Annotated in this window: 22 protein-coding genes and 1 other RNA gene; 16 read left to right on the top strand and 7 right to left on the bottom strand. The window is 59.9% G+C overall.

Annotation, left to right across the window (positions count from 1 at the left end):
- Positions 1–22: 22 nt before the first annotated feature.
- The gene (locus AKL25_RS15675; protein WP_205627261.1) at positions 23–1,003 is read left to right on the top strand and encodes an aldo/keto reductase; all 981 of its coding nucleotides are present in this window, start codon (positions 23–25) and stop codon (positions 1,001–1,003) included.
- Here AKL25_RS15675 and AKL25_RS24275 read toward each other — a convergent pair.
- On the bottom strand, positions 985–1,218 hold the full coding sequence (locus AKL25_RS24275; RefSeq protein WP_157050662.1) for a hypothetical protein: 234 nt from the start codon (positions 1,216–1,218) through the stop codon (positions 985–987). The genes AKL25_RS15675 and AKL25_RS24275 overlap by 19 nt on opposite strands.
- Before the next feature lie 131 nt (positions 1,219–1,349).
- Between AKL25_RS24275 and AKL25_RS15670 the strand changes: the two genes are divergently transcribed.
- Complete coding sequence (locus AKL25_RS15670; protein ID WP_050478632.1) at positions 1,350–2,069, top strand: FadR/GntR family transcriptional regulator; 720 nt, start codon at positions 1,350–1,352, stop codon at positions 2,067–2,069.
- A 190-nt stretch (positions 2,070–2,259) separates the two neighbouring features.
- Positions 2,260–3,030: an SDR family NAD(P)-dependent oxidoreductase gene (locus tag AKL25_RS15665; protein WP_050478631.1), complete on the top strand. Its 771-nt coding sequence runs from the start codon at positions 2,260–2,262 to the stop codon at positions 3,028–3,030.
- 77 nt (positions 3,031–3,107) lie between these two features.
- Here AKL25_RS15665 and AKL25_RS15660 read toward each other — a convergent pair whose 3' ends face one another.
- Both AKL25_RS15660 and AKL25_RS15655 read right to left on the bottom strand, forming a co-directional pair.
- The gene (locus AKL25_RS15660) at positions 3,108–3,620 is read right to left on the bottom strand and encodes a hypothetical protein (protein ID WP_050478630.1); all 513 of its coding nucleotides are present in this window, start codon (positions 3,618–3,620) and stop codon (positions 3,108–3,110) included.
- A gap of 65 nt (positions 3,621–3,685) precedes the next feature.
- Positions 3,686–4,183, bottom strand: coding sequence for a YqhG/Tai3 family protein (locus AKL25_RS15655; RefSeq protein WP_157050661.1), 498 nt, complete (start codon positions 4,181–4,183; stop codon positions 3,686–3,688).
- Between the two features lie 209 nt (positions 4,184–4,392).
- On the opposite strand from AKL25_RS15655, the gene AKL25_RS15650 reads away from it, so the two are divergent.
- From AKL25_RS15650 to cynS, 6 genes are all read left to right on the top strand, one after another.
- Complete coding sequence (locus AKL25_RS15650) at positions 4,393–5,625, top strand: sensor histidine kinase (protein WP_050478628.1); 1,233 nt, start codon at positions 4,393–4,395, stop codon at positions 5,623–5,625.
- Between the two features lie 51 nt (positions 5,626–5,676).
- Positions 5,677–6,321, top strand: a complete 645-nt coding sequence (locus tag AKL25_RS15645; protein WP_050478627.1) for a response regulator — start codon at positions 5,677–5,679, stop codon at positions 6,319–6,321.
- A gap of 152 nt (positions 6,322–6,473) precedes the next feature.
- Positions 6,474–7,883, top strand: coding sequence for a CmpA/NrtA family ABC transporter substrate-binding protein (locus AKL25_RS15640; protein WP_050478626.1), 1,410 nt, complete (start codon positions 6,474–6,476; stop codon positions 7,881–7,883).
- A complete protein-coding gene (ntrB, locus tag AKL25_RS15635; protein ID WP_050478625.1) occupies positions 7,883–8,755 on the top strand; it encodes a nitrate ABC transporter permease in 873 nt (290 codons plus the stop codon). The genes AKL25_RS15640 and ntrB overlap by 1 nt, the downstream gene beginning before the upstream one ends.
- 18 nt (positions 8,756–8,773) lie before the next feature.
- A complete protein-coding gene (locus AKL25_RS15630; RefSeq protein WP_050478624.1) occupies positions 8,774–9,634 on the top strand; it encodes an ABC transporter ATP-binding protein in 861 nt (286 codons plus the stop codon).
- Between the two features lie 82 nt (positions 9,635–9,716).
- Positions 9,717–10,160, top strand: coding sequence for a cyanase (cynS, locus tag AKL25_RS15625; RefSeq protein WP_050478623.1), 444 nt, complete (start codon positions 9,717–9,719; stop codon positions 10,158–10,160).
- Between the two features lie 25 nt (positions 10,161–10,185).
- On the opposite strand, the gene AKL25_RS23790 is transcribed toward cynS, so the two are convergent.
- A non-coding RNA gene (locus tag AKL25_RS23790) (sX9 sRNA) lies at positions 10,186–10,260 on the bottom strand.
- Between the two features lie 80 nt (positions 10,261–10,340).
- On the opposite strand from AKL25_RS23790, the gene AKL25_RS15620 reads away from it, so the two are divergent.
- The 3 genes from AKL25_RS15620 to AKL25_RS15610 all read left to right on the top strand — a co-directional run bounded on the left by AKL25_RS15620 (position 10,341) and on the right by AKL25_RS15610 (position 13,430).
- Positions 10,341–11,687, top strand: a complete 1,347-nt coding sequence (locus tag AKL25_RS15620) for a TAXI family TRAP transporter solute-binding subunit (RefSeq protein ID WP_050478622.1) — start codon at positions 10,341–10,343, stop codon at positions 11,685–11,687.
- A gap of 178 nt (positions 11,688–11,865) precedes the next feature.
- Entirely contained in the window at positions 11,866–12,096 is a 231-nt protein-coding gene (locus tag AKL25_RS15615) for a hypothetical protein (protein WP_050478621.1), read from the top strand.
- Positions 12,097–12,395: 299 nt separating this feature from the next.
- Complete coding sequence (locus AKL25_RS15610; protein WP_050478620.1) at positions 12,396–13,430, top strand: Fe(3+) ABC transporter substrate-binding protein; 1,035 nt, start codon at positions 12,396–12,398, stop codon at positions 13,428–13,430.
- Between the two features lie 97 nt (positions 13,431–13,527).
- On the opposite strand, the gene AKL25_RS15605 is transcribed toward AKL25_RS15610, so the two are convergent.
- Entirely contained in the window at positions 13,528–14,616 is a 1,089-nt protein-coding gene (locus tag AKL25_RS15605; protein WP_050478619.1) for an ABC transporter ATP-binding protein, read from the bottom strand.
- A gap of 290 nt (positions 14,617–14,906) precedes the next feature.
- Here AKL25_RS15605 and AKL25_RS15600 point away from each other — a divergent pair, with 290 nt between their 5' ends.
- Positions 14,907–16,511: an ABC transporter permease gene (locus AKL25_RS15600; RefSeq protein ID WP_050478618.1), complete on the top strand. Its 1,605-nt coding sequence runs from the start codon at positions 14,907–14,909 to the stop codon at positions 16,509–16,511.
- Positions 16,512–16,529: 18 nt separating this feature from the next.
- Positions 16,530–17,882: a glutathione-disulfide reductase gene (gene gorA / locus AKL25_RS15595; RefSeq protein ID WP_050478617.1), complete on the top strand. Its 1,353-nt coding sequence runs from the start codon at positions 16,530–16,532 to the stop codon at positions 17,880–17,882.
- Positions 17,883–17,926: 44 nt separating this feature from the next.
- Here gorA and AKL25_RS15590 read toward each other — a convergent pair whose 3' ends face one another.
- Positions 17,927–19,198: a phospholipase A gene (locus AKL25_RS15590; protein WP_338034495.1), complete on the bottom strand. Its 1,272-nt coding sequence runs from the start codon at positions 19,196–19,198 to the stop codon at positions 17,927–17,929.
- Between the two features lie 278 nt (positions 19,199–19,476).
- Between AKL25_RS15590 and AKL25_RS15585 the strand changes: the two genes are divergently transcribed.
- Both AKL25_RS15585 and AKL25_RS15580 read left to right on the top strand, forming a co-directional pair.
- Positions 19,477–21,564, top strand: coding sequence for a putative bifunctional diguanylate cyclase/phosphodiesterase (locus AKL25_RS15585; protein WP_050478616.1), 2,088 nt, complete (start codon positions 19,477–19,479; stop codon positions 21,562–21,564).
- Positions 21,565–22,099: 535 nt separating this feature from the next.
- Entirely contained in the window at positions 22,100–23,731 is a 1,632-nt protein-coding gene (locus AKL25_RS15580) for a methyl-accepting chemotaxis protein (protein WP_050478615.1), read from the top strand.
- A gap of 75 nt (positions 23,732–23,806) precedes the next feature.
- On the opposite strand, the gene AKL25_RS15575 is transcribed toward AKL25_RS15580, so the two are convergent.
- A complete protein-coding gene (locus AKL25_RS15575; protein WP_050478614.1) occupies positions 23,807–24,265 on the bottom strand; it encodes a hypothetical protein in 459 nt (152 codons plus the stop codon).
- Positions 24,266–24,281: the final 16 nt, after the last annotated feature.

Below are 24,281 nucleotides of genomic sequence, written 5' to 3'. Positions count from 1 at the left end.
TCGGTGACATGGAGTACATGCAATGGGTACGACTGACAAAAACGGCAATCAACTGCAACATCGCAAACTGGGCAACTCCGCTATCGAAGTCGCACCGCTGGCGTTTGGCGGCAACGTCTTCGGCTGGACCGCCGACGAACAGACCTCGTTTTCTTTGCTCGACAAATTCGTCGACGCCGGCCTCAATCTGGTCGACACTGCCGACGTTTATTCGCGCTGGGCCAACGGCAACAAGGGTGGCGAATCCGAAGCCATCATCGGCAAATGGATCAAGCAAGGCGGCAGGCGCGACAAGCTGGTCATCGCCACCAAGGTCGGCATGGACATGGGCGACGGCAAGATCGGTTTGTCGCCGGCCTATATCAGGCGCGCCGTCGAAGACTCGCTGACACGCTTGCAGACCGACTACATCGACCTTTACCAATCGCATACCGACGACAAGAACACGCCGCAGGAAGAGACGCTGCAGACCTACGGCGAGCTGGTCCAGCAAGGCAAGGTGCGCCTGATCGGCGCTTCCAACTTCGGCGCCGGCCGATTGGAAGAGGCGCGCAAGCTCAGCCGCGAACACGGCTACCCGCTGTACCAGACGCTGCAGCCGGAATACAACCTCTACTCACGCGCCGATTTCGAAAACAATCTCGAGCAGTACTGCCTCACGGAAAAAATCGGCGTCATCAATTACTACTCGCTGGCCAGCGGTTTCCTCAGCGGCAAATACCGCTCGGAGCAAGACCTCGGCAAGAGCACGCGCGGCGGCAAGACGCGCAGCTACCTGAACCCGCGCGGCCTGCGCATCCTCGATGCGCTCGACGCCGTCGCCGGACGCTATGCCAGCACGCCGGCCAGCGTGGCCCTGGCATGGCTGATCGCCCGGCCCAGCATCACCGCACCGATCGCCAGTGCGACCACGCTGGCGCAGATGGATGCATTGATCGAAGCAACGCGTTTGTCATTGGACGGCGCAGCCATCGCCCAGCTCGATCAGGCCAGCGCCGAGTAAGCCGCGATCGCCTGTTCTTCGACGGTGGCCGCGTAACCGCGACGGCCACTGTCATATCGCCCCATCCAGGCTCCATGCCTGGTATTGCGGGCAATACGTTTATCCTCCCGGATTCCTTGGCAGGCCGCTTGCAGCTTGCAAAATTGCCTTGTCGTCAACAAACGCCGCTGCCGAATTTTCATTGCGCCAACACTGCATGAAAAAGGTTTGACCATTGCGGAAAGTCCTCGCTTGACAGGCCTTCGGGCCGCACCTATTCTCTGCATACCCAAAGGTCTTACCAGTCGCTCGCATACGGGCAGCCGGGCAACATAACAAGCAAACTCAGGCAAATCCAGCAGACTCCATGTCCTTCGATCCCATCGTACAGAAATCCATTTCCGAACAAGTCGCGCAGCGTCTGCTCACCATGATCCGCAGCGGCTTGCTCAAGCCCGGCCAGCAGCTCCCGCCCGAACGCGAGCTGGCCGCGATGCTGGGCGTCGGCCGCCCGGCCGTGCGCGAAGCGATCCGCGGTCTGGCCTTGCTGGGTTTGCTGCGCATCCGCCAGGGCGAGGGCACCTTCGTCGGCAAGCTGGAAACGCGTGAACTGCTTGAGCCGCTGGAAATGATCATCGACCTCAACGCCGGCACACTGGAAGCATTGTTCGATGCGCGCCTGATCATCGAAACCGGCGTCGCGGCACTGGCCGCGACGCACATGGCTGAAGAAGAACTCGAACGCCTCGGCCGCAACGTCGAAGACGAAGCGCGCCTGCTGAGCGATCCGGCCGCCTTTGCCGCCGCCGACGTCGAATTCCACGAAGCCATCATCGAAGCCTGCGACAACCCTTTCCTGCAAAGCATCGCCGGCAGCCTCTACATGCTCGGCAAGAAGAGCCGCACCATCACCTCGCGCATTCCTGCCACGCTGGAACGCAGCCTGCAAGACCACCGCGACATCCTGGTCGCACTCAAAGCCCGCGATCCGCAACGCGCCTCCGAAGCCATGCGCACGCACCTGATTCGTGTGCGCGATGCCTATCGCGGCGCGGCGCAAAACAAGGACGAGTCGGTGCACGACTGAACAGGGCGGCCGGCGTTTTCAGCACGTCGGCACGCACATCCTGAAATTGCGCCACAATTGAAACCGATTTGCTCAGAAGAAAAAATAGCCCGGCCCTCAAGATCGTCAGACATTGAAACGAGCCGGAACGTGATTCACCCTGGATGCAACCAGGGGAGCACGCCCTTCGATTATTTTCAGGAGAACAGCAATGCAAGATCTCGCAGGTAAAGTCGTCTTCATCAGCGGCGCCAGCACCGGTATCGGCGCCGCAGCAGCGCGCGCCTTCGGCGCCCGCGGCGCGCACGTGGTCGTCCACTACAACAGCTCGGCAGCAGAGGCCGAGGCAGTTGCGGCCGATATTCGCAAAGGCGGCAAGGGTGAAAGTAAGGCAATCACCATCGGCGCCAACGTGCGCGACAGCAAGGCTGTCGACAAAGCCATCGCCAGCGCGGTCGAACAGCTCGGCCGCATCGACGTGCTGATCAATAACGCCGGCAGCCTGGTCAAGCGCGAAGCGCTGGAAAAAATCACCGACGAATTGTTCGACGAAGTGGTGCAGATCAATGCCCGCTCGGTCGTGGCATTCACCCGTGCCGTGATTCCGGTCATGCGCAAGCAGGGCGGCGGCAATATCATCAACGTGACCTCGGTCGCGGCACGCCACGGCGGCGGTCCGGGCGCGCTGGTCTATGCCGCGTCCAAAGGCTTTGTCAGCACCATCACGCGCGGCATGGCCAAGGAACTGCTGGCCGACAAGATCCGCGTCAATGCCGTGTCGCCCGGCGTGATCATGACGCCGTTCCAGGAACGCTTCACTACGCCGGATCAGCTGGAAGCTTTCCGCAAGACTATCCCGATGGGTCGCATCGGCGATCCGGACGAATGCAGCGGCGCGTTCCTGTACCTGGCGTCGGATCAGTTGTCGGGGTATGTGACGGGGCAGATCATTGAGGTGAATGGTGGGCAATACATGCCTTGATTAGCGCATCTTAATTCGGTCTGAAAACGCCGGCATGCCGCCGGCGTTTTTCTTTTTCAGGCGGTTTCTTATCGGTATTACCGGGCGGGCGGCACAGCCGGCTCGAAAAGGGTTTTCAGGTGCTTACGCATGGTGTTTGCGTAAAGCGGCGCATAGAGTATCTCGTCTATCTTCCATTCTTCACCGTTTGCCGTCATCAGCAACTGATCGCGTCGGAAACTCCTCTTGTCGAGTTGATAGACGATGGTGATCTTGACATTGTCGCCGATCGTCCTCAGACGGCCGACCTTGCAGGAGCCGCGTTCCGAAGAGCTTTGAAACGGAATGCCGTCGCTGAGCGGGGATTTCTTGTGCGGCGCTTTTTTCAGCAATTCGCGGTTGCGTCTCATGGCTTCCGCAATGGCATTTTCCAGCGATGGGGTGACCAGCTCGTGATACTGGCTGTCCAGTTGCTGCTGGCTGTATAGCGTGCAGAATTGCTTCGCGATCGTCAAAGGCGAGACGTTTTTTGCGTCGGCGGCAGAGCTCAGCGCCGAGCCGATCAGCATGAAGGAGAACAGCGCGGTGTTCTGAATGGTAAGTCTGGTCATGAAATTGCGGGTTGAGAGAAAAGAGCGTGCTGTTTTTCTGGGTTGTTTCTCAAGCTGCAATAGCTTCAGAATTTGTATGTCGAAAATATGCTTTTAAGTTGCCTGCGCATGCTGTTGGAATAGGCCGGACCAAACAGGATGTCGTCGATGCGCCATTGGCCCTTTTCAAAGATCATCACCAAGTGATCAGGTACGGGAATACCATCGCCCAGATCGTAAGAAATGGTGACTTCCGTACGATCATTGGTTTTCGTGAGGGCACCGACGGTGCAAGTTCCTAAATCGTTGCTGCTTTGAAATGGCAAGCCGTCGCCGAGCGGAGACTTTCCCGGATTGCGATCGGAGACGATGGCGTTTTTCTTGTCGGCATCTTTGATTGCCTTGTTGAGCGATGCACTGATGACGCGGCCATATTGCCGGTCGAGATTGCGCTGCATGTAATAACTGCAAAATTGTCTTGCCGTCTGCAAGGGTGTTTTCGTCGCTGCTTGCGCCATTGCCGTCAAAGAGAGCGTGCCGAAGGCGATGGCTGCTATGGCGTATTTCCTGTACATCGTTTTCATCGTGAGGAACCGGTTGTCGTGGCAAGATAATCAAGGGAGGGAGAGTCCCTCTTGGAACCAGGCATGAGATCGGCGGGAAAAGATTGAGTTTCTCGTCGCAATTCGATTTTGTGCAAAAAGGCTGAACTGCACGCCAGTTGCTATTCAGTTGCTATTGGCACGGGCTTTGCTGCCTGAGAAATATCTGATCGCTACACAACGGCAAATCCATGCAGACCTTGCAACAAATACGTCATATCGACTTTACCGGCCCTGCAGGCGATTCGACATTGCTGCGCGACAAGCTGACGCTATTGCTGGACTCCACCGGCGAAGGCATCTACGGCATCGACCTCGAAGGCCGCTGCACCTTCATCAACCGCGCCGGGGCGCAGATGCTTGGTTATACGGTCGAGCAGGTGCTGGGCAAGAACATGCACGAGCTGGTGCATCACAGTCACGAGCATGGCGAGCACTATCCCGAAGAGGAATGTCCGATCCTGAAGGCCTTCCGCAAGGGAGAATCCTGCCGGGTCGATCAGGAGGTGTTCTGGCGCGCCAACGGGACTTGCTTTGCGACGGAATATTCTTCCTACCAGATCATCGACGGCGGCGAGGTGCGCGGGGCGGTGATTACCTTCAGCGATATTTCCAAACGCCGTCTGGCCGAGGAGCAATTGCAGCGCGCCAAGGCGGAGCTGGAGCAGCGTGTGGCGGAGCGTACGCGCGAATTGTCGGTGGCGCTGACGCAGGTGCGCGAGCTGTCGGCGCATGCGCATTCGGTGCGCGAGGATGAGCGCACCCGCATTGCGCGCGAGATTCATGACGAGCTGGGCAGCCTGCTGGTGGCGCTGAAGCTGGACGTGAACTGGATGGCGAGCCGTGTCGCCGACCGCGAGCCGGTGGCGCGCAAATGCGCCAGCATGAACCGGCTGATCGAAACGGCGGTGGACAATGTCGGACGCATCATCACCGACTTGCGGCCCAGCATTCTGGATCATCAGGGGCTGGTCGCTGCGTTGGAGTGGCAGGTGCAGGAATTTTCGGAGGCGACCGAGTTGCCTTGCGACGTCGAATTCGACATTTCGCCGCAGGCGTTTGCGCCGCAAGGGACGCTGGCGACGGCGGCGTTTCGCATCTTCCAGGAGATGCTGAGCAACGTGGCACAGCATTCGCAAGCAACCCAGGCGAAGATCGTGGTGCGCCTGACGCCGGACGAGCTGCTGATGGAAGTGGAAGACAACGGCATCGGCGTGCCGGCGGCGGCGCTGGCCAATCCGAAGTCCTACGGCGTGATGGGCATGCGCGAGCGTGCGTTGCACTTTGCTGGCGCATTGAGCATAGAAAACGCCGTTGATGGTGCATCGGCTGCAGCGGGCGCACCGGAAAGCGGCAATGCCGCCGCCAATCGCGGCACCCGCGTGCGTCTGGTCTTGCCGCTGAGGAACGACAGCCATGCCTGAGCACGACCGTGCGGCATTCACATCAGTACAACCGCAGCAACGAGGAAAACAATGATCCGTATCCTGCTATGCGACGACCACCGCATCGTGCGCGAAGGTCTCAAGCAGATCCTGGCCGACACGCCCGACATCGAGGTGGCGGCGGAGTGCGCCGACGGTCCGGAAGTGCTGCGCAAGGCGCGCGTGGAGGCGATCGACCTGGTCTTGCTGGACATCGCCATCCCGCTGCAGGACGGCCTGGACGTATTGCGCCAGCTCAAGCAGGAGATGCCGCGCCTGCCGGTGCTGATGCTGTCGACTTATCCCGAGAAGCAATATGCGGCGCGCTGCTATCGCCTCGGCGCCGCGGGATATCTGAACAAGAGCGCCGACACCGAGCAACTGGTGGCGGCGATTCGCAAGGCGGCGGATGGCGGCGTGTATGTCAGCCCGCACATGGCGGAGACGCTGGCCGCCGAACTCAGCGCGCACTCGGCCAGCGCCCAGCGCGCTGCGCACGAGACGCTGTCGCATCGCGAATACCAGGTGTTCCAGCTGATCGCCGCCGGGCGCAGCGTCAAGGAAATCGCCGACCAGCTGACGCTGAGTCCCAACACCGTCAGCACCTACCGCAGCCGCATCCTGGAAAAGACCGGCGCCAGCAACGATGTCGGCATCGCCATGTATGCGGTGCGGCATCAATTATTGCCGGCCTGAATGGATAATTCGTTGTCGCTCTGACAGCGTCTTGTAGTCGTTCCACTACAAGCCGTCGTTTGGCGATGACATCAAAAAGTACACTGGCAAGCCCCTTGCACGTGGTGGAGTAACAACGCAGCCGTTACTTCACTCATCCATCGGGGGAATCCATGCCAAAAGAAATCGACAGCACCATCTTCCATACCTACGACGCCGAGCGCGCAGGCAATACCTGTTCCTGCGGCAAGCACGCCAGCCAGACCGCGCACGACGACGAACAGCAGCGCAAGGCGGATGCGCAGGCGCAGGTGCGTTCTCAGGATGCCGAGCAACTGAGCAACGACGTGGTGGAAGAATCGGTGATGCGCGCGCTGTTTCCGCAGGCGGCGCAGCGTCGCGACTTCCTGCGCGCGGTCGGCGTCAACACGGCACGCGCGGCGATTGCCAGCATGTTCCCGCTGGGCGCTCTGCAAGCCATGGCGCAGGAGAAGAACGGCGCGATTGAAAAGAAGGATCTCAAGATCGGCTTCATCGCCATCACCTGCGCGGCGCCGTTGATCATGGCCGATCCGCTCGGTTTTTATCGCAAGCAGGGCCTGAACGTGTCGCTCAACAAGACCGCCGGCTGGGCGCTGATCCGCGACAAGATGATCAACAAGGAGCACGACGCTTCGCACTTCCTGTCGCCGATGCCGCTGGCGATGTCGATGGGCGTGGGCAGCAACCCGGTGCAGATGCGCGTGGCCACCATCCAGAACATCAACGGCCAGGCCATCACGCTGCACGTGAAGCATAAGGACAAGCGCGATCCCAAGCAGTGGAAGGGCTTCAAGCTGGCGGTGCCGTTCGAGTATTCGATGCACAACTTCCTGCTGCGCTATTACCTCGCCGAGAACGGCATCGACCCTGACCGCGACGTACAGATCCGCGTCACGCCGCCGCCGGAAATGGTGGCCAATCTGCGCGCCGGCAACATCGACGGCTTCCTCGGCCCGGATCCGTTCAACCAGCGCGCGGTGTACGACGAGGTCGGTTTCATCCATATCCTGTCGAAGGAAATCTGGGATGGTCATCCCTGCTGCGCCTTCGGCATGTCGGAAGACTTCGTCAAGCAGAATCCGAACACCTTCGCCGCCTTGTTCCGCGCCGTGCTGACGGCCGCCGCGATGGCGCGCGACCCGGCCAACCGTTCGCTGGTGGCCAAGGTGATTTCACCGGCGGCTTACCTCAACCAGCCGGAGACAGTGGTCGAGCAGGTGCTCACCGGCCGCTTCGCCGACGGCCTGGGCAACGTCAAGAATGTGCCGGGACGCGCTGATTTCGATCCGGTGCCGTGGGATTCGATGGCGGTGTGGATCCTGAGCCAGATGAAGCGCTGGGGCTATGTGAAGGGCGAGGTCGACTACAAGGGCATCGCGGAGCGCGTGCTGTTGCTGACCGACGCCAAGAAATACATGAAGGAACTCGGCCAGCCGGTGCCGGACGGCGCGTACCGCAAGTACAAGATCATGGGCAAGGAGTTCGATCCCGCCAAGGCCGACGCCTATGTCAACAGCTTCGCCATCAAGAGGATCACCTGATGAAGCCGGCTTCGCAAATCGGCTGGCGCGCGGCGCTGATTTCGCTGGCGATCTTCGCGTGCCTGCTGCTGGTGTGGCATCTGGCGACGGCGCCGAAGGAGAGTGCGCGTATCGGGTCCGGCGCCTCGTCCGCCGCGCAGGATGAATACGCCAAGCTGATGGGCAAGAGCAGCAGTTCGCCTGTCAAGACCAGCGGTTTCCCCGGGCTGGCGCAGATGGGCGAGACCATGCGCAAGGAGCTGGCCAATCCTTTCTACGACAACGGCCCCAATGACAAGGGCATCGGCATCCAGCTCGGCTATTCGCTGGCGCGGGTCGGGCTGGGGTTTGCGATTGCGGCGCTGGTGGCGATTCCGTTGGGTTTCTTGCTGGGCATGTCGCCGCTGATGCAGCGGGCCTTGAATCCCTTCATCCAGATCCTCAAGCCGATTTCACCGCTGGCGTGGATGCCGCTGGCCTTGTACACGATCAAGGATTCGTCGGTGTCGGGCATTTTCGTGATCTTCATCTGCTCGGTCTGGCCGATGCTGATGAATACCGCGTTCGGCGTGGCGTCGGTGCGGCGCGACTGGCTCAATGTCGCCAAGACGCTGGAGGTCACGCCGCTGCGCAAGGCTTTTCTCGTGATCCTGCCGGCGGCGGCGCCGACGATTCTCACCGGCATGCGCATCTCGATGGGTATCGCCTGGCTGGTGATCGTGGCAGCCGAGATGCTGGTCGGCGGCACCGGCATCGGCTACTTCGTCTGGAATGAATGGAACAACCTGTCGCTGACCAGCGTGATCTTCGCGATCCTGGTGATCGGCGTGACGGGCATGGTGCTGGACCTGGTGTTTGCGCGTCTGCAAAAACTGGTTACCTACACGGAATAAGCAGAATAGGGCAGCAAAATGGATAAAGCATTTCTTACCGTTGAAAACCTCAACAAACGCTACACCGACGACGCGCCGCCGGTGTTCGACAAGGTGTCGTTCAGCATAGACAAAGGCGAATTCGTCTGCATCATCGGCCACTCGGGCTGCGGCAAGACCACCATCCTGAACGTGCTGGCAGGGCTGGAGGCGCCATCGGGCGGCGTGGTCATCATGGATCAGCGCGAAGTCAAAGGGCCTAGCCTGGATCGCGGCGTGGTGTTCCAGAGCCATGCGCTGATGCCGTGGTTCAGCGTGCTGGGCAACGTCGTGTTTGCGGTGCGTTCGCGTTGGCCGGACTGGTCGCGCGACAAGGCCGAGCAGCATGCGCGCCGCTTCATTGAGATGGTCGGCCTGAAGGGCGCGGAACACAAGAAACCGTCCGAACTGTCGGGCGGCATGAAGCAGCGCGTCGGCATTGCGCGGGCATTTTCCATCGAGCCCAAGATGCTGCTGATGGACGAGCCTTTCGGCGCGCTCGATGCGTTGACGCGCGGTGTGGTGCAGGACGAGCTGCTGAAGATTTGCAGCGCCACGCACCAGACCGTGTTCATGATCACGCACGATGTGGATGAGGCGATCCTGCTGGCCGACAAGATCTTCCTGATGTCCAACGGCCCGCATGCGCGCATCGCCGAAGTGGTGGTCAACACCATGCCCAAGACGCGTACGCGTGAAAGCATGCATCACGATCCGCAGTTCTACCGCATCCGCAATCATCTGGTCGACTTCCTGGTGCATCGCTCGCGCCGCATTCAGGAGGCGGGGACGGAAGATGCGGTGACGCGCGTGGTGACGCCGGGGCTGGAGGAAGACAAGTTTCCGCAGGCGGTGGCTTAGCAAGACTATCTGGTCGTCCGGTTTTTATTATTTCAATCGCAGTTTAAATCGCAATTTCAATATTTACAGCAAGGAGAAGCTCATGGATCGCAATCTCGTTACCCAAAAAATCATCGAAGCCAAGGTCAGGAACAAAATGTCCTGGTCCAAGATTGCCGAAAGCATCGGCCAAAGCAAGGAATGGACAACCGCCGCCATGCTCGGCCAGATGACGCTGACCGCCAAACAGGCGGCTGTCACGCAGGAACTGTTCGGCCTGAGCGATGAAGAAACCCTGTGGCTGCAGATCGTGCCGTACAAGGGTTCGCTGCCGACGGCGGTGCCGACCGATCCGTTGATCTACCGTTGGTACGAAATCGTCAGCGTCTACGGTTCGACCATCAAGGAACTGATCCACGAAGAATTCGGCGATGGCATCATGAGCGCGATCGATTTCAAGATGGACATCCAGCGCCAGGCCGATCCCAACGGCGATCGCGTGAATGTCATGTTGAGCGGGAAGTTTTTGCCGTACAAGACGTATTGATCGGTTTTCGCCGAAGTAGAGAACTTGTTCTCGATCCGTAGCGAGAGGCCATCAGCCGGTGGCGGCCGGAGCGGAGGAACCGGAATGTACTTCAGTACATGAGGATTCCGAGCACCGCCCGACGCCGGATCATGGACTCGCAGTAGGATCGTGAACAAGTTCTGGCGGTAGAATGCCTAGATGGATAAAACTACCGCCCCTCGAAAACATTCCGTCAGCGCCATGAAGGCGCGTTTCGTCGCCATCTCCTGGCGCGACTTGGCCGTCAGTTTCGGGCCGATGGTGCTGCTGATCATCGTCGGCGTCTGGCTGGCGATCTGGCTGATCCATCCGGCCCCGCCGAAAACCATCACCATCGCGACCGGGCCTGAACACAGCAATTTCTGGAACGTCGCCGAGCGCTACAAAAAGATTCTCGCGCGCGACGGCGTGACGGTGAAGATCGTGGCGTCAGAAGGTTCGCTCGACAACCTGCGCAAGCTGGCCGATCCCGACAGCGGCGTCGACGTCGCCTTCGTGCAGGGCGGCATCGCCGACAGCGTCAATATTGAAGACCTGGTGTCGCTGGGCAGCGTGTCGTATTCGCCGGTGTCGGTGTTTTATCGCAACGACAAGGCCGTGTCGCGCCTGTCCGAGCTGAGCGGCAAAAGTATCGCCATCGGCTTGCAGGGCAGCGGTTCGCGCGTGCTGGCGCTGACCTTGCTCAAGGCCAGCGGCATTGAACCGGGCGGCGCCACCAAACTGCTCGATATGGGCGGCGACGAGGCGGCGGACGCGCTGAGCAAGGGCAAGATCGATGTCGCCTTCCTGATGGGCGAGTCGGCGGCGCCGGCCACCATGGGCAAGTTGCTGCGTACGTCCGGTATCCGCCTGCTCGATTTTTCGCAGGCGTCGGCGTACACGCGCCGTTTCAGTTATCTCAATGAGTTGACGTTGCCTCCGGGCGTGTTCGACTTCCGCCGCAATCTGCCTGACCACACGATCCGATTGATTGCGCCGACCGCGGAGCTGATCGCCCGCGACGATTTGCATCCGGCCTTGTCCGACCTGCTGATCGAGGCCGCGCGCGAGGTGCACGGCAAGGCCAGCGTGTTGCAGAAAGCGGGGGAGTTCCCGGCGCCGCTGGCGCATGAGTATCCGATCAGCGACGATGCCGCGCGCTATTACAAGTCGGGCAAGAGCTTCTTCTACCGCACGCTGCCGTTCTGGCTGGCGAGCCTGGTGGATCGCACCATGGTGATCGTGCTGCCTATCATCCTGCTGCTGATTCCCGGCATCAAACTGGTGCCTCTGCTGTATGGCTGGCGCATCCGTTCGCGCATCTACAAATGGTATGGCGCCTTGATTTCGCTGGAGCGCGCGGTGACTACCGGCACCAAGGAAGAACAGGTGCAGATGCTCAAGCAGCTCGATGAGATTGAGGCCTCGGTCAATCGCATGAAGATGCCACTGGCTTTTGCGGATCAATTCTATGTCCTGCGCGAACACATCGGCTTTGTGCGCAGCCGGCTGGAGAGCGGGGCTTAGCGATGTCGGACCGGATTTGACTGATCTCCCCTGAAACGGGGTAGAATCAGGCAAATTCGGGCGAAAATCGAAAAAATCCCAAAATCGCTCAAAAAACAACGAGATCAAAAACTACTGTTTATTTATACAGTGTTTGTGATACAGTGGAATCTCTTCAACAGAGATAGGAACCACTGCCATGACTCACTTGGATCTCACTTCAGGCGCTCGCTTTGGTCTGGAATCTTCTTCCCCTTCATCTTTCAGCCTGCGCTTCGGTCGTCGTGAAATGTTCGTCTGCCGCGATTCCTACGTGCGCCGTTATCGCGTCAATCCCGTGATCGAATGCAGCGCCGGCATCGAACCTGGCCATTTGGAAGTCTTGTTGTTCCGCCGCTGGCTGGTCGTGCTGTCGAAGGCGCGTGCCTGATAAACGCTGTTCGCTCTCGCTGATGCATATTTTATGTTTTTGACCCGGCGTACGCGTCTCATCCGTCGATCTCCCGGCATGTTTAAAATGCGAGCAGGGGTGTCGGCTGGATATTGCTGGTGATAAATTTTCATTTTTCAAATCCTGACAATAAGCTGAATTTAAAACGGGAATTATTCTCATTTGTGCTATATTCCGTCTTTCTTTGCGGTCGCTCGGCATGTGTTTTTCGATAAGTTTTCCGGAAAACGCCGTCGGCTGATAGATAGACTGATCAACCAGCAGAAAGGGATAAGTTCATGTTTTTACGTACTTTTGTTGCAGGAATGGTGTTGGCGACAAGCTCGGTCGGCGCGTTCGCCCAGGAAAAGGTCATCAACCTTTACTCCGCGCGCCACTATCAGACTGACGAAGCCTTGTACGGCAATTTCACCAAGGCGACCGGCATCAAGATCAACCGTGTCGACGCCGATGACGCCGGTATTCTGGCGCGTCTCAAAAGCGAAGGTACGGCCAGCCCGGCCGACGTGATCCTGTTGGTCGACGCTGCCCGCCTGTGGCGCGGCGAGAACGACGGCCTGTTTCAGCCGGTGAAATCCAGCGTGCTGGAGTCGCGCATCCCCGCCAACCTGCGCGGCAAGGATGACGGCCAGGGTTCGCAATGGTTCGGTTTCTCGACACGCGCCCGCGTGATCGTCTACAACAAGCAAAACGTGAAGCCGGAAGACGTCGACACCTACGAGTCCCTGGCCGATCCGAAGAACAAGGGCAAACTGTGCACCCGTTCCGGTTCGCATCCTTACAACGTGTCCTTGTTCGGCGCGTTGTATGAACACGTCGGCGAAGCCAAAACCGAAGCCATCCTCAAAGGCATGGTCGCCAACATGGCGCGCACGCCAGTGGGCGGCGATACCGACCAGATCAAGGCGGTCGCTTCCGGCGAATGCGGCGTGGCGATTTCCAACTCCTACTATGTCGCGCGCCTGATGAAGTCCACCAAGCCGGAAGACATTGCCGTCGTCAGCAAATTCGGCGTGGTCTGGCCGAATCAGAAGAGCTTTGGCGCGCACGTCAATATCGCCGGCGCAGGCGTGGCGAAGAACGCTCCGCACAAGGCTGAGGCCGTGAAATTCCTGGAATATCTGGCGAGCGACGATGCGCAGCGCTATTTCGCCGAAGGCAATAATGAATGGCCGGCAGTCAAGAGCGTGAAGACCGGCAATGCCGCGCTCGATACGCTGGGACCGTTCAAGGCGGAAGTGATCGACGTCGCTGCGACCGGACGCAATCAGCAAAAGGTATTGCAGATTCTGGATCGCGTCGGTTACAAGTAATCGCAATGAAGAGCAAGGCGGGGCTGGTTGCGCTGCGCTGAAATGAAAAAGCACCGGAAGCTTAAGACCTCCGGTGCTTTTTTACGAGAAAAATTAATCAGGCTGCGTGAGAGCGTGGAAACGCCACCACGTGATTGACGTCAAGCCGGATACCGATAGCTTCGCCGATGGCGTGATCGTGATGTGAAGGGACCAGCGACAGCAGCTCAATGCCGTCATCGAGTTGCAGGGCATAGAGAAAATCCGCGCCACGGAAGGACTTGCGCACGATGCGCGCCCTGAACGGCGACAAGTCGTCGTGCACGATGTCGTCGGAGCGCAGCAAGACGTCGAATGGCTGGCCGTGCGACGCTTCGGATTGCAGGGTCTCCAGCATGTGCGCGACATCGTGCAGCTTGCCCAGCGGCGTGTCCATCGCCAGGCCGGTAGAATCGCTGACCAATGCGCCCGGCACGAAGATGCCGTGCCCGATGAAGTCGGCCACAAAACGCGTGGCGGGGCGATGGTAGAGCGCGTAAGGTTCGTCCCATTGCTCCAGGCGGCTCTGCTGCATGACGCCGACGACATCGCCGACGGCGAACGCTTCCATCTGATCGTGCGTCACCATCAGCGCGGTGATGCCGGCCTGCTTGAGGATGCGGCGCACTTCTTCGGCCAGCCGTTCGCGCAACTCGACGTCGAGGCTGGAGAAGGGTTCGTCCAGCAGCAACAGACGCGGCTGCGGCGCCAACGCCCGGGCGAGAGCGACGCGTTGCTGCTGGCCGCCGGACAACTGATGCGGGAATTTGTCTTCCATGCCGGCCAGGCCGACCAGTTCCAGCATCTCTTGCACGCGCCGACGTCGTTGTGGTTTGTCGCCATGTTCCTGGCGCAGGCCGAAGCCGATGTTGGCTGCGATGCTGAGGTGCGGGAACAGGGCAAAGTCCTGGAACACCATGCCGATGCGTCGTTCCTCTGCAGCGACGCGCACGCCGGGGCCGTCCAGTACTTGTCCGTCGAGCAGAATGCGGCCGGATTGCAGATGCTCAAGCCCGGCGATGGCGCGCAGCAGCGTGGTTTTTCCGCTGCCGGAAGGACCGATCAGCACGCCCAGTTGTCCGGCCTGCAATGCCAGCGCGACCGATTGCACCGCAGGTGCGGCAGCGCGCGGATAACTGATGCTGACGTGGTCAATGTGCAGGAACATCGGGGGCCTTTGTCGTTACAATTCACGGGTCGTGGAACGTTTGCAAGTGTAGCGTATCGTCACTCGCGCTTGCGAACATCCTCCAATCTTTTGCTCCGATGCGCTTCAGTTGAACATGCAAAGTTTGTTCCGCCGTCGTCCTGACGAAAGTCAGGGTCCAGTGTCGTGTCGACAGTCGTTAGGACACTGGATCCCAGCGTTCGCTGGGATGACGGTAAAAAGCAGGACCAGACGCGACTGAGCAGCTGCAGAATTTATTTCTATTTACTTATCTTTCCATCGACGCATCCATGTATTTCATCGGCCTGATTGCCTTCCTCATTTCCTTGCCCATCCTCGGCATCGCCGGCGCCTGGCTGCATCTGGATGCGGCCGGCATCGACGCCATCCGGCAGCAGGCGCAGACCGTGTTGCCGGGTTATCTGGCGACGTCGGGCTGGCTGGCATTGTTCGTGACGGCCGGCGTGATCGTGGTCGGCGCCGCGACGGCGGTGGCGATCAGTCTGTTCGAGTTTCGCGGCAAGCGATTCCTGTCGTGGGCTTTGCTCTTGCCGATGGCGATGCCGGCCTACGTCTCCGCTTATGCCTATACCGATTTCCTGCAATACGCCGGCATGGTGCAAAGCAGCTTGCGCGATATCTTTCCGGGCTTCCGCATCGACGTGCGCAGTTTGTCGGGGGCGATCTTCCTGTTCGTCTTTACCTTGTATCCCTACGCGTATCTGCTGGCGCGCAATGCCTTGAGCGAGCGCGGCGTGCATCTGATGGAAGCCGCGCGCCTGCTCGGTACGCCGCTGCATGAACGCATCTATAGAGTCGCGTTGCCGCTGGCGCGGCCGGCGCTGATGGCGGGCGCTGCACTGGCCCTGATGGAAACCCTGGCGGATTACGGCGTCAGCGCCTACTTCGGGTTGACGACGTTCACCACCGGTATCTATAAGGCGTGGATGGTGATGGACGATCGTATCGCCGCGGCGCAGTACGCGTCCTTGCTGTTGCTGTTCGTCGCCGTGCTGCTGTGGCTGGAGCGTCGCGAGCAGCAGCGCATGCGGTTTTCTTCAGTGCGCGGCAATCGCGACGATGACGCAGAGTCGCGCCTGCCGCAATTGCACGGCGTCAAAGCGATGGCGGCGTGGATGGTGTGCGCGACGCCGATAGCTCTGGGTTTCGTCTTGCCGGTGCAGATCCTGCTGCAATTGATGTGGCGCGAGAGCGAGATGTCGCTGGCGACCGATCTGGCGCGTTACGCGGGCTGGACCTGGAACAGTTTCCGCTTCGGCGGCATGGCGGCGGCGATTGCGGTCGCGCTGGCGCTGGCCTTGTGTTTCGCCCAGCGTGCCAGCGATTTACCGCGCTTCCAATACGCGTTCTTGCGCGTGGTCGCGCGTATCGCCGGCATGGGCTATGCGATTCCCGGCTCGGTCATCGCCATCGGCATTCTGCTGCCTATCGCCTGGCTGCAGGCGGTGTTTCCCGGCAGCATGGCGGGCGTCTGGCTGACGGCGACCTCGCTCGGCGTGATCTACGCGTATCTGGTACGCTTTACGGCCGTTGCGGTGCAGTCGGTGGAAGCCGGCTATACCCGCATCCCGACGAGTTTCGACGAAGCGGCGCGCACCATGGGAACATCGCGCAGCCGCATCGTGCAAAAGCTCCACATGCCTTTGCTGTGGCGTTCGCTGGCGACGGCCGCGCTGATGGTGTTTGTCGATGTGGTGAAGGAGTTGCCGGCGACGCTGTTGCTGCGTCCTTTCAACACCGACACGCTGGCGGTCATTGCGCATAACCTGGCGCGCGACGAGCGTCTCGGAGAGGCTGCGCTGCCGGCATTGAGTATTGTCGCGGTTGGCTTGATCCCGGTGTTGCTGGTCACGCGGGCATTAAATAGAAGATAGCAGAAGATAGAGGAAAACATGAGCCAATACGATTACGATCTGTTCACGATAGGCGGCGGTTCCGGCGGCGTGCGCGCCAGCCGGTTTGCGTCGCAATACGGCGCGCGCGTGGCGATTGCCGAGAGCAAGGATCTTGGCGGCACCTGCGTCAACGTCGGCTGCATTCCGAAAAAACTGATGTCTTACAGCGCGCATTTTCATGAAGACTTTGCCGATGCCGCCGGCTTCGGCTGGACCGTGGGCGAGAGCCGCTTCGACTGGCAGGCGCTGATCGCCAGCAAAGACAAGGAAATCGCCCGCCTCAACGGCATCTATCGCAAGATACTCGACGGCGCCAAAGTCGACATCGTCGAAGGCTACGCCACCGTTGAAGACGCCCACACCGTCGTCGTCAACGGCAAGCGCTACACCGCTGCGCATATTCTGGTCGCCACCGGCGGCCATCCGACCGTGCCGGACATCCCGGGCAAGGAACTCGGCATCGTCTCCGACGACTTCTTCCACCTGGGCGCGTTGCCGAAGCGCGCGGTGGTGCTGGGCGGCGGCTATATCGCCGTCGAGCTGGCCTCGATCCTCAACGGACTGGGCAGCGACGTCACGCTGGTGTATCGCGGCAAGCATCTGCTGCGCGGCATGGACAGCGAGCTGGGCGTTTTCCTGGCCGAAGAGATGCGCAAGAAGGGCATGAAGATTCTGTTTGAAAACAATATCGAGGCGCTCAAGGCAGTGGGCGACGCCAGGCAGGTCACGCTGAGCGACGGCGCCACTATCGACGCCGATTGCGTGCTGTTCGCCACCGGCCGTCATGCCAACACGGCCGGCATCGGCCTGGAGAAAGCGGGCGTCGTGCTGACCGATAAAGGCGCGGTCAAGGTCGACGACAACTTCGTTTCCAGCGTGCCGTCCATCCATGCCATCGGCGACGTGATCGACCGCGTTGCCTTGACGCCGGTTGCCTTGGCGGAGGGGATGGTGATGGCCGCGCGCCTGTTCAACAAGGGCGGCAGGGAAATGTCTTACGCGAATATTCCGACGGCGGTGTTCAGCCATCCGAACGTCGGCACGGTCGGCCTGAGCGAAGAAGATGCGCGCAAGCAGGCCGGCGAGCTGCGTATCTTCAAATCGGAATTCAAGGCGCTCAAGCACACGCTCAGCGGCAACAGTGAACGCACTTTCATGAAGCTGGTGGTGGATGCGAAAAGCGACCGCGTGCTTGGCGTACACATGGTCGGCGCGGATGCCGGCGAGATCGTGCAGGGCTTTGCGGTGGCCTTGCAATGCGGCGCCACCAAGGCGCAGTTCGATGCAACCATCGGGATTCACCCGACCTCGGCGGAAGAGTTCGTCACGATGCGTACGCCGGCGGCGTAAGCATCCGGGGAGCGCTGCAGAGGCCGATGAGCCTCTGCACGCGTTTAACGAGACAGGCTGTAACCGATCCTGAACTGCGGCGTCGACTTCTGGTTATAAGTCAGCAGACTCTCGCCATAGCCGTAAAAATAACTCGCCATCAGATAACCCGCCGTGCCGGGAATCAGCCTGGCCAGCGGATACGACAGCATCGAATCCGCGCTGCCGGTATTGCTGCGCGTGCCCTTGCGCAGCGTCGTCGAGAACTCCACGCCATCCGGTTTGCCGAATGCCAGTTTCAGATCGGTATGGCCACGATACTGGCCGATGTCGGGGTTATCCGACAGCGGGCCGAGGTAGGTATAGATCTTCGGCGAGATGCGGAATTGGTAGTCGTTGAGATTGCCGAAGGTCAGCGTCGGCTGTACGAAGAAAATATTCAAGCCGCGCGATTGCGGACCATCGCGGCCGTTCGATTCATGTTCCAGACCGCTCGCAATGGAGACGCGGCTCAGCACGCTGTTGTGGATGCCGACGTCCGGCAGGTAGTAGTACAGGCTGGGCCGGTAGTTGGTGTCGCGGAAGGGCGACGACGGGCTTTGCAGATCCCACAGCGAGAACTGGGTGTAGCCGAAATACAGATTGTCGATCAGCCCGCGCGAGCGCATGTCGTCAGGCTGGAAGATGCGGAATTTGAAACTCAGCTGGAACTTGGCGTTGCGGTTGCCGCCGCTGTTGCCCGCCGCAAAATACATCGGTTCGTTGAACGACAGGCGCGGCGTGTTGATCAGGTCTGCGGCTGCCGGCGCGATGCCGATCGGGCTGCTGCTGGCACCTGGCGTGATGGCGGAAGCCGACGGCGTGGCCGCGCCGCCTTCGACGCTGGTGGCTGCCGCCGCGACACTGGCATCGGCAACCTGTTCTTGTCCGGGTTTGGCGCGGACAACTGCGACCAGCACCGGCGAAGCGTCGACGCCGACAGTTTCAATGCGTATCACGCCGCGCAAGTATCTGGGCAGTTCCGCGCTGTAGGTGACTTTGCGGAACTCGCCGCGTTGCAGGGTGAATTGTCCCGGCCCCGCGCCATCGCGCCTGAGATGAACCTGTACCGGCGGCGTCATGTCGGCCGAGGCGGCAATCACCAGATCGTCGGGCAGCGCATAGGCCTGCGATGCGTGTTCATCTTCACTGACCATGAGCGTCAGGACAAACGGCTTGTTGCCGTCGATGACTTTAGGCGGTTGTAATACGGAGATGCCCGCAACGGCGCCGTGGGTGAGCGTCAACGCGCCTGCGGCGAACAGGGCGCGTTGTAATGTGCGCAATTTGCTTGGCAAAATGTCTTTCCATAACGGCAAAGCTGAGGCGGAGGGTGTCTTGATCATTGTTTGTCTTTTTTGTCGATTTAATATGGATTGATGAGCGAACATCCGCCATATGGAGTAATTTCGTCAAGGAAAGTTGCTCGAATCCGACGATTCATACGTCGAAGTATGTAAAGGTCGCCGTTTTGCGGTGTTCTTCAAATTAGAACGGTCGTTCTGCGGGATAATGTGGATAAGCTATACAAATAGTCACGCAAAAAGTTGTTTTTTAGTTAGTACTTCATCACATCATGTTATCCGCTTCTTACGATAGTTTGCTCGTTGCATTGTCCCTTCTGGTCGCAGTTCTGGCTTCTTATACAGCCCTGGACATGACCGAGCGGATCAACTCGACGCGCGACTATGCCGGTCGCTCCTGGCTGATCGGCGGTGCGGTGGCGATGGGCATCGGCATCTGGTCGATGCACTTCGTCGGCATGCTGGCGTTCCGCCTGCCTATCGATCTCGGGTACGACCCTTGGATCACCTTCCTCTCTTTATTGATCGCCGTCGCGGTCTCCGGTTTTGCGCTCTGGATCGTGAGCCGGCCCGAGCTGCCGCTGCGCCGTCTGTTCAACAGCGCGCTGGCGATGGGCCTGGGCATCGCGGCCATGCATTACACCGGCATGGCGGCGATGTTGATGAATCCCGGCATTCGCTATGACCCCTGGTGGTTTGCGGCATCGATATTCATCGCCGTTGCGGCGTCTGGTGCGGCGCTGTGGATCGCCTTCCGGCTGCGCAAGAATACGCCCCACGTCAAATTCGCGCGCGCCGGCGCAGCTGTCGTCATGGGCATCGCCATCGTCGGCATGCACTACAGCGGCATGGCCGCGGCCAATTTCCCGGACGGCAGCATCTGTCTGGCAGTCAGGGACGGCGTGAGCCCGGGCTGGCTGTCCATCCTCATCATTGTCGTGACGCTGGCCGTGCTCACGATTGCCTTGCTGACATCGCTGCTCGATGCGCGCCTTGAATCGCGTACCGCCAAACTGGCGCGCTCGCTGGCCGAAGCCAATGAAGAACTGACGCATCTGGTGCTGCACGACAATCTGACCAAGCTGCCCAATCGCACCTTGCTGGAAGATCGCCTGAATCAGGCCATCCACAAGGCGTCGCGCGAGCAGGGACATTTTGCGCTGATGTTTTGCGACCTGGACGGCTTCAAGGCGATCAACGATTCGCTCGGGCATCACATCGGCGATTTGCTGCTGGTCGAAGTCGCCCAGCGCATCTGTTCCGTCATGCGCGCGCAGGACACGGTGGCCCGTCTGGGCGGGGACGAGTTTGTTATGCTGGTGGAACTGAAAGAACCCAACGATGCGATGGCGATTGCAGAAAAGCTGGTCAACATCGTCAACGAAACCTTCCACGTCCAGAAGCATGAGCTGCGCGTGTCGGCCAGCATCGGCATCGCCATCTACCCGGAAGACGGCAGCAATCGCCACGATCTGGTGATCAATGCCGACGCCGCGATGTATCACACCAAGCGCGCCGGCCGGAACGGTTACCACTTCTTCGAAGCATCGATGAACGTCAACGCCCACAACCAGTTGCAATGGCTGCAGGACCTGCGCCTGGCGCTGGAGCGCAAAGAATTCATCTTGCATTACCAGCCCAAATACAATTCGCCGGACGGCCCGGTGCTGGGCGCCGAAGCGCTGCTGCGCTGGCAGCATCCGACGCACGGACTGGTCGGCCCGGACGAATTCATCGGCCTGGCGGAGCGTTCGGGCCTGATCGTGCCGATCGGCGAATGGGTGCTTAATGAAGCCTGCCGCCAAATGAGGGAATGGTTCGACCTCGGCCACACCGATTGGACCATCGCGGTCAATTTGTCGGCACTGCAATTCGCTCATGCGGACCTGATCGATCTGGTCAAGAACACGCTGACGCGTCACAACTTGCCGGCGCGTTGCCTGACGCTTGAGGTGACCGAATCGACCGCCATGCACGACGCCGAAAACAGCCTCAAGACCTTGCAGCAGATTTCCGATCTGGGCGTGGATATTTCCATCGACGATTTCGGCACCGGCTATTCGAGCCTGTTGTATCTCAAGCGTTTGCCGGCCAATGAATTGAAGATCGATCGCGGCTTCGTGCGCGATCTCGCCGACGGCAACGACGACGCGGCGATCATCGCGGCCATCGTGGCGCTGGGCCGTACGCTGAATCTGCGCATCGTCGCCGAAGGCGTGGAGACGACCAAACAACAGGATTTCCTGACCTCGGTCGGTTGCGACGCCTTGCAAGGTTATTTGATGGGACGCCCCATGACGCCGGAAAAATTCCTGGAGGCGACTTCCGACCTCCAAAATAAAATCGTGCAGCCGCTCTGATTTTTCGTTCGACTTTTCCTCTCCAGCTAGGCTGAACAGACGTTTTTCTCTTTCCGGATCGCTTTTCCGGAGGAGGCGAAACGCGTCGAATCGGCTGGCGTTGCCGCTTGTCAATGCAAGTCCCTGCAAGCCATGAACAGACACGGCACTCAATCGCTATTCCGCGCATTCAATCCGGGTTCATGGGATCAATATGGGCGGTAGGTGCTAGGGCCTGTTAACAATTAATTTGCGAGATGCGTTGCTGCCAGAAAGCGTGCTGGCAAGGCGTGTGGCGTAGCAGGTGGTGGGTCCACCTGCTACGCCATGCAACGCGGCCAGCGCGCTTTCTGGCAGCAACCCTTCGGGAACGGCTGCAGGCGTCGACTGCCGTTGTTGCAGCTCCTTGCCGTAGTGCCGCTACGTCGCGTCGCTGCGCCTAGGCAGTCAACGCCTGCCGCGCGTTCGCACTCGCAAATTAATTGTTAACAGGCCCTAACTATGTAGTTGATAAAAATCAATATTGCCTGTCGTTAATGAAGTGTCAGGAGGGGAAATGAACATCATCGGAAATATGAAGATCGGCAAACGACTGGGGTTGGGGTTTGCAGCGATTTTGGGTTTGTCCATCGTTATTGCCGGCATCGGTGTATGGCGTCTGCAAAGCGTCGCCAAGGCGACGCAGGCCATGATGGATATCCCGTTGGCCAAAGAGCGCATGATCGGCGACTGGTATCGGCATACCTATTCTGGGATTCGCCGCACGACGGCTGTAGCCAAGAGTTCCGATCCGTCGCTGGGACCTTTCTTCAAGCCGGAAACCGACGAAGCCACGCGCATCTCGAGCGAGCTGCAAAAAAAGATTTTTGAATTGCTGGCCAGCGATGAAGAAAAGCAGCTTTACGACAAGATCATGGCGCAGCGCAAAATCTATCTGTCCACGCGCGATGTGATCTACAAGGCGAAAGCGGAGCCCAATCCCGATCCCGCCATGATTGCAGCGGCCTTGGAAAAAGACTACCTGCCTGCCGCCCGGCTGTATCAGCAGCAAGTGGAAAGCCTGCTTGAGCTGCAGCGCAAAAGCATCAATGACCTCAATCAGCATGTCTCCGAAATCGCCTCGCAAAGCGCCAATCTGCTGATCGTGCTGGAAGTGCTGGTGCTGGCGATGGGCATCATGTGCGCCTGGTATCTGACGACTGGTATTACACGTCCGCTCAATACCGCCGTCGGCATTTCGCGCCGCGTTGCCGAAGGCGACCTGTCGGGAGAAATTACCGTCGGCACCACGGATGAAACCGGCCAGTTGCTGCAGGCGCTCAAGGATATGAACGTCAGCCTGCGCAACATCGTCGGCAACGTGCGTACCGGCACCGACACCATTGCCACCGCCTCCAGCCAGATCGCCAGCGGCAATCTGGACTTGTCCAGCCGCACCGAACAGCAGGCCGGCTCGTTGGAAGAAACCGCCTCGGCGATGGAAGAGCTGACCTCGACCGTGAAACAGAACGCCGACAATGCGCGTCAGGCCAATCAGCTGGCGGTGTCGGCGTCGGAAGTTGCGGTGCAGGGCGGCAGCGTGGTCGGCCAGGTGATTGCGACCATGAGTTCGATCAACGATTCGTCGAAGAAGATCGTCGACATCATCAGCGTGATTGACGGCATCGCCTTCCAGACCAACATCCTGGCGCTCAACGCGGCAGTGGAAGCCGCCCGCGCCGGCGAACAGGGCCGCGGGTTCGCGGTCGTGGCCAGCGAAGTGCGCAGCCTGGCGCAACGTTCTGCGGCAGCTGCCAAGGAAATCAAATCGCTCATCGACGACTCGGTGGAAAAGGTCGGCACCGGCAGCAAGCTGGTGGAGCAGGCCGGATCGACCATGAACGAAGTGGTCGCCAGCGTCAAGCGCGTGACCGACATCGTGGGCGAGATCAGTTCGGCCAGCCAGGAACAAAGCACCGGCATCGAAGAGGTCAATCGCGCCATCACCCTGATGGACGAGAGCACGCAGCAGAACGCCGCACTGGTCGAGCAAGCCGCGGCTGCCGCGCAATCCATGCAGGAGCAGGCCGGCAAGCTGGCTCAGCTCGTCAGCGTGTTCAACATCAGCAGCACCGGCAGCCTGAGCGCGCCGGCGGCATCGAATCCGCGTCGCACGATTGACATCAATCCTGCGCCGCGTCTGGAGTAACAGGGGAAGAGCAGGGGGAAGTCCGGGGAAGGGGGAGCCAGGCCGTCGTTGCGCTATGCAGCGACGGCCGGTTTTTTATGCAGGACATTCCGCCTGATATTGCTCGTTGACGCGCTGGCTCTTGCGGCGCGCTTTTTCCAGATTCTTCACGGTGGCGGCGCGTACGTCTTCATCCGCCCACTTCTTGCGTTGCGCCAGCTGGGCGCATTTTCGTTTCTGCTTGTCTTCCAGCAGTTTGGCGCGCGCGGCTTCGCGTTCGGCTGTTTGCTGCGCCTTGAGTTGCTGTTTGTCGGCTTTGGCGCGTTCACGCTGCAGGCGCTGCGATTCGGCTTTGTCCTGGGCGGTTGGCAGCGGCGCGATACCGGCATTGCTCTTGCCGGTATCGACATTGAGCGTTTTGCCGTTGGCGCAGGCGGCGTCGCTATAGGTCACCTTGCCGTCCGCCTCGCATTTGTAGATGGCCCAGGCCGGCGTGGCCACCAGCATGTACAGGGACAAGGCGGCAGGCAGCCAGAAAGGGGAAACGTGCGGCATGGATAAAACTCCGATA

Source organism: Herbaspirillum rhizosphaerae, assembly GCF_001189965.1.
Lineage (GTDB): Bacteria > Pseudomonadota > Gammaproteobacteria > Burkholderiales > Burkholderiaceae_D > Herbaspirillum > Herbaspirillum rhizosphaerae.
This window is presented reverse-complemented; position numbering and strand designations above follow the sequence as displayed.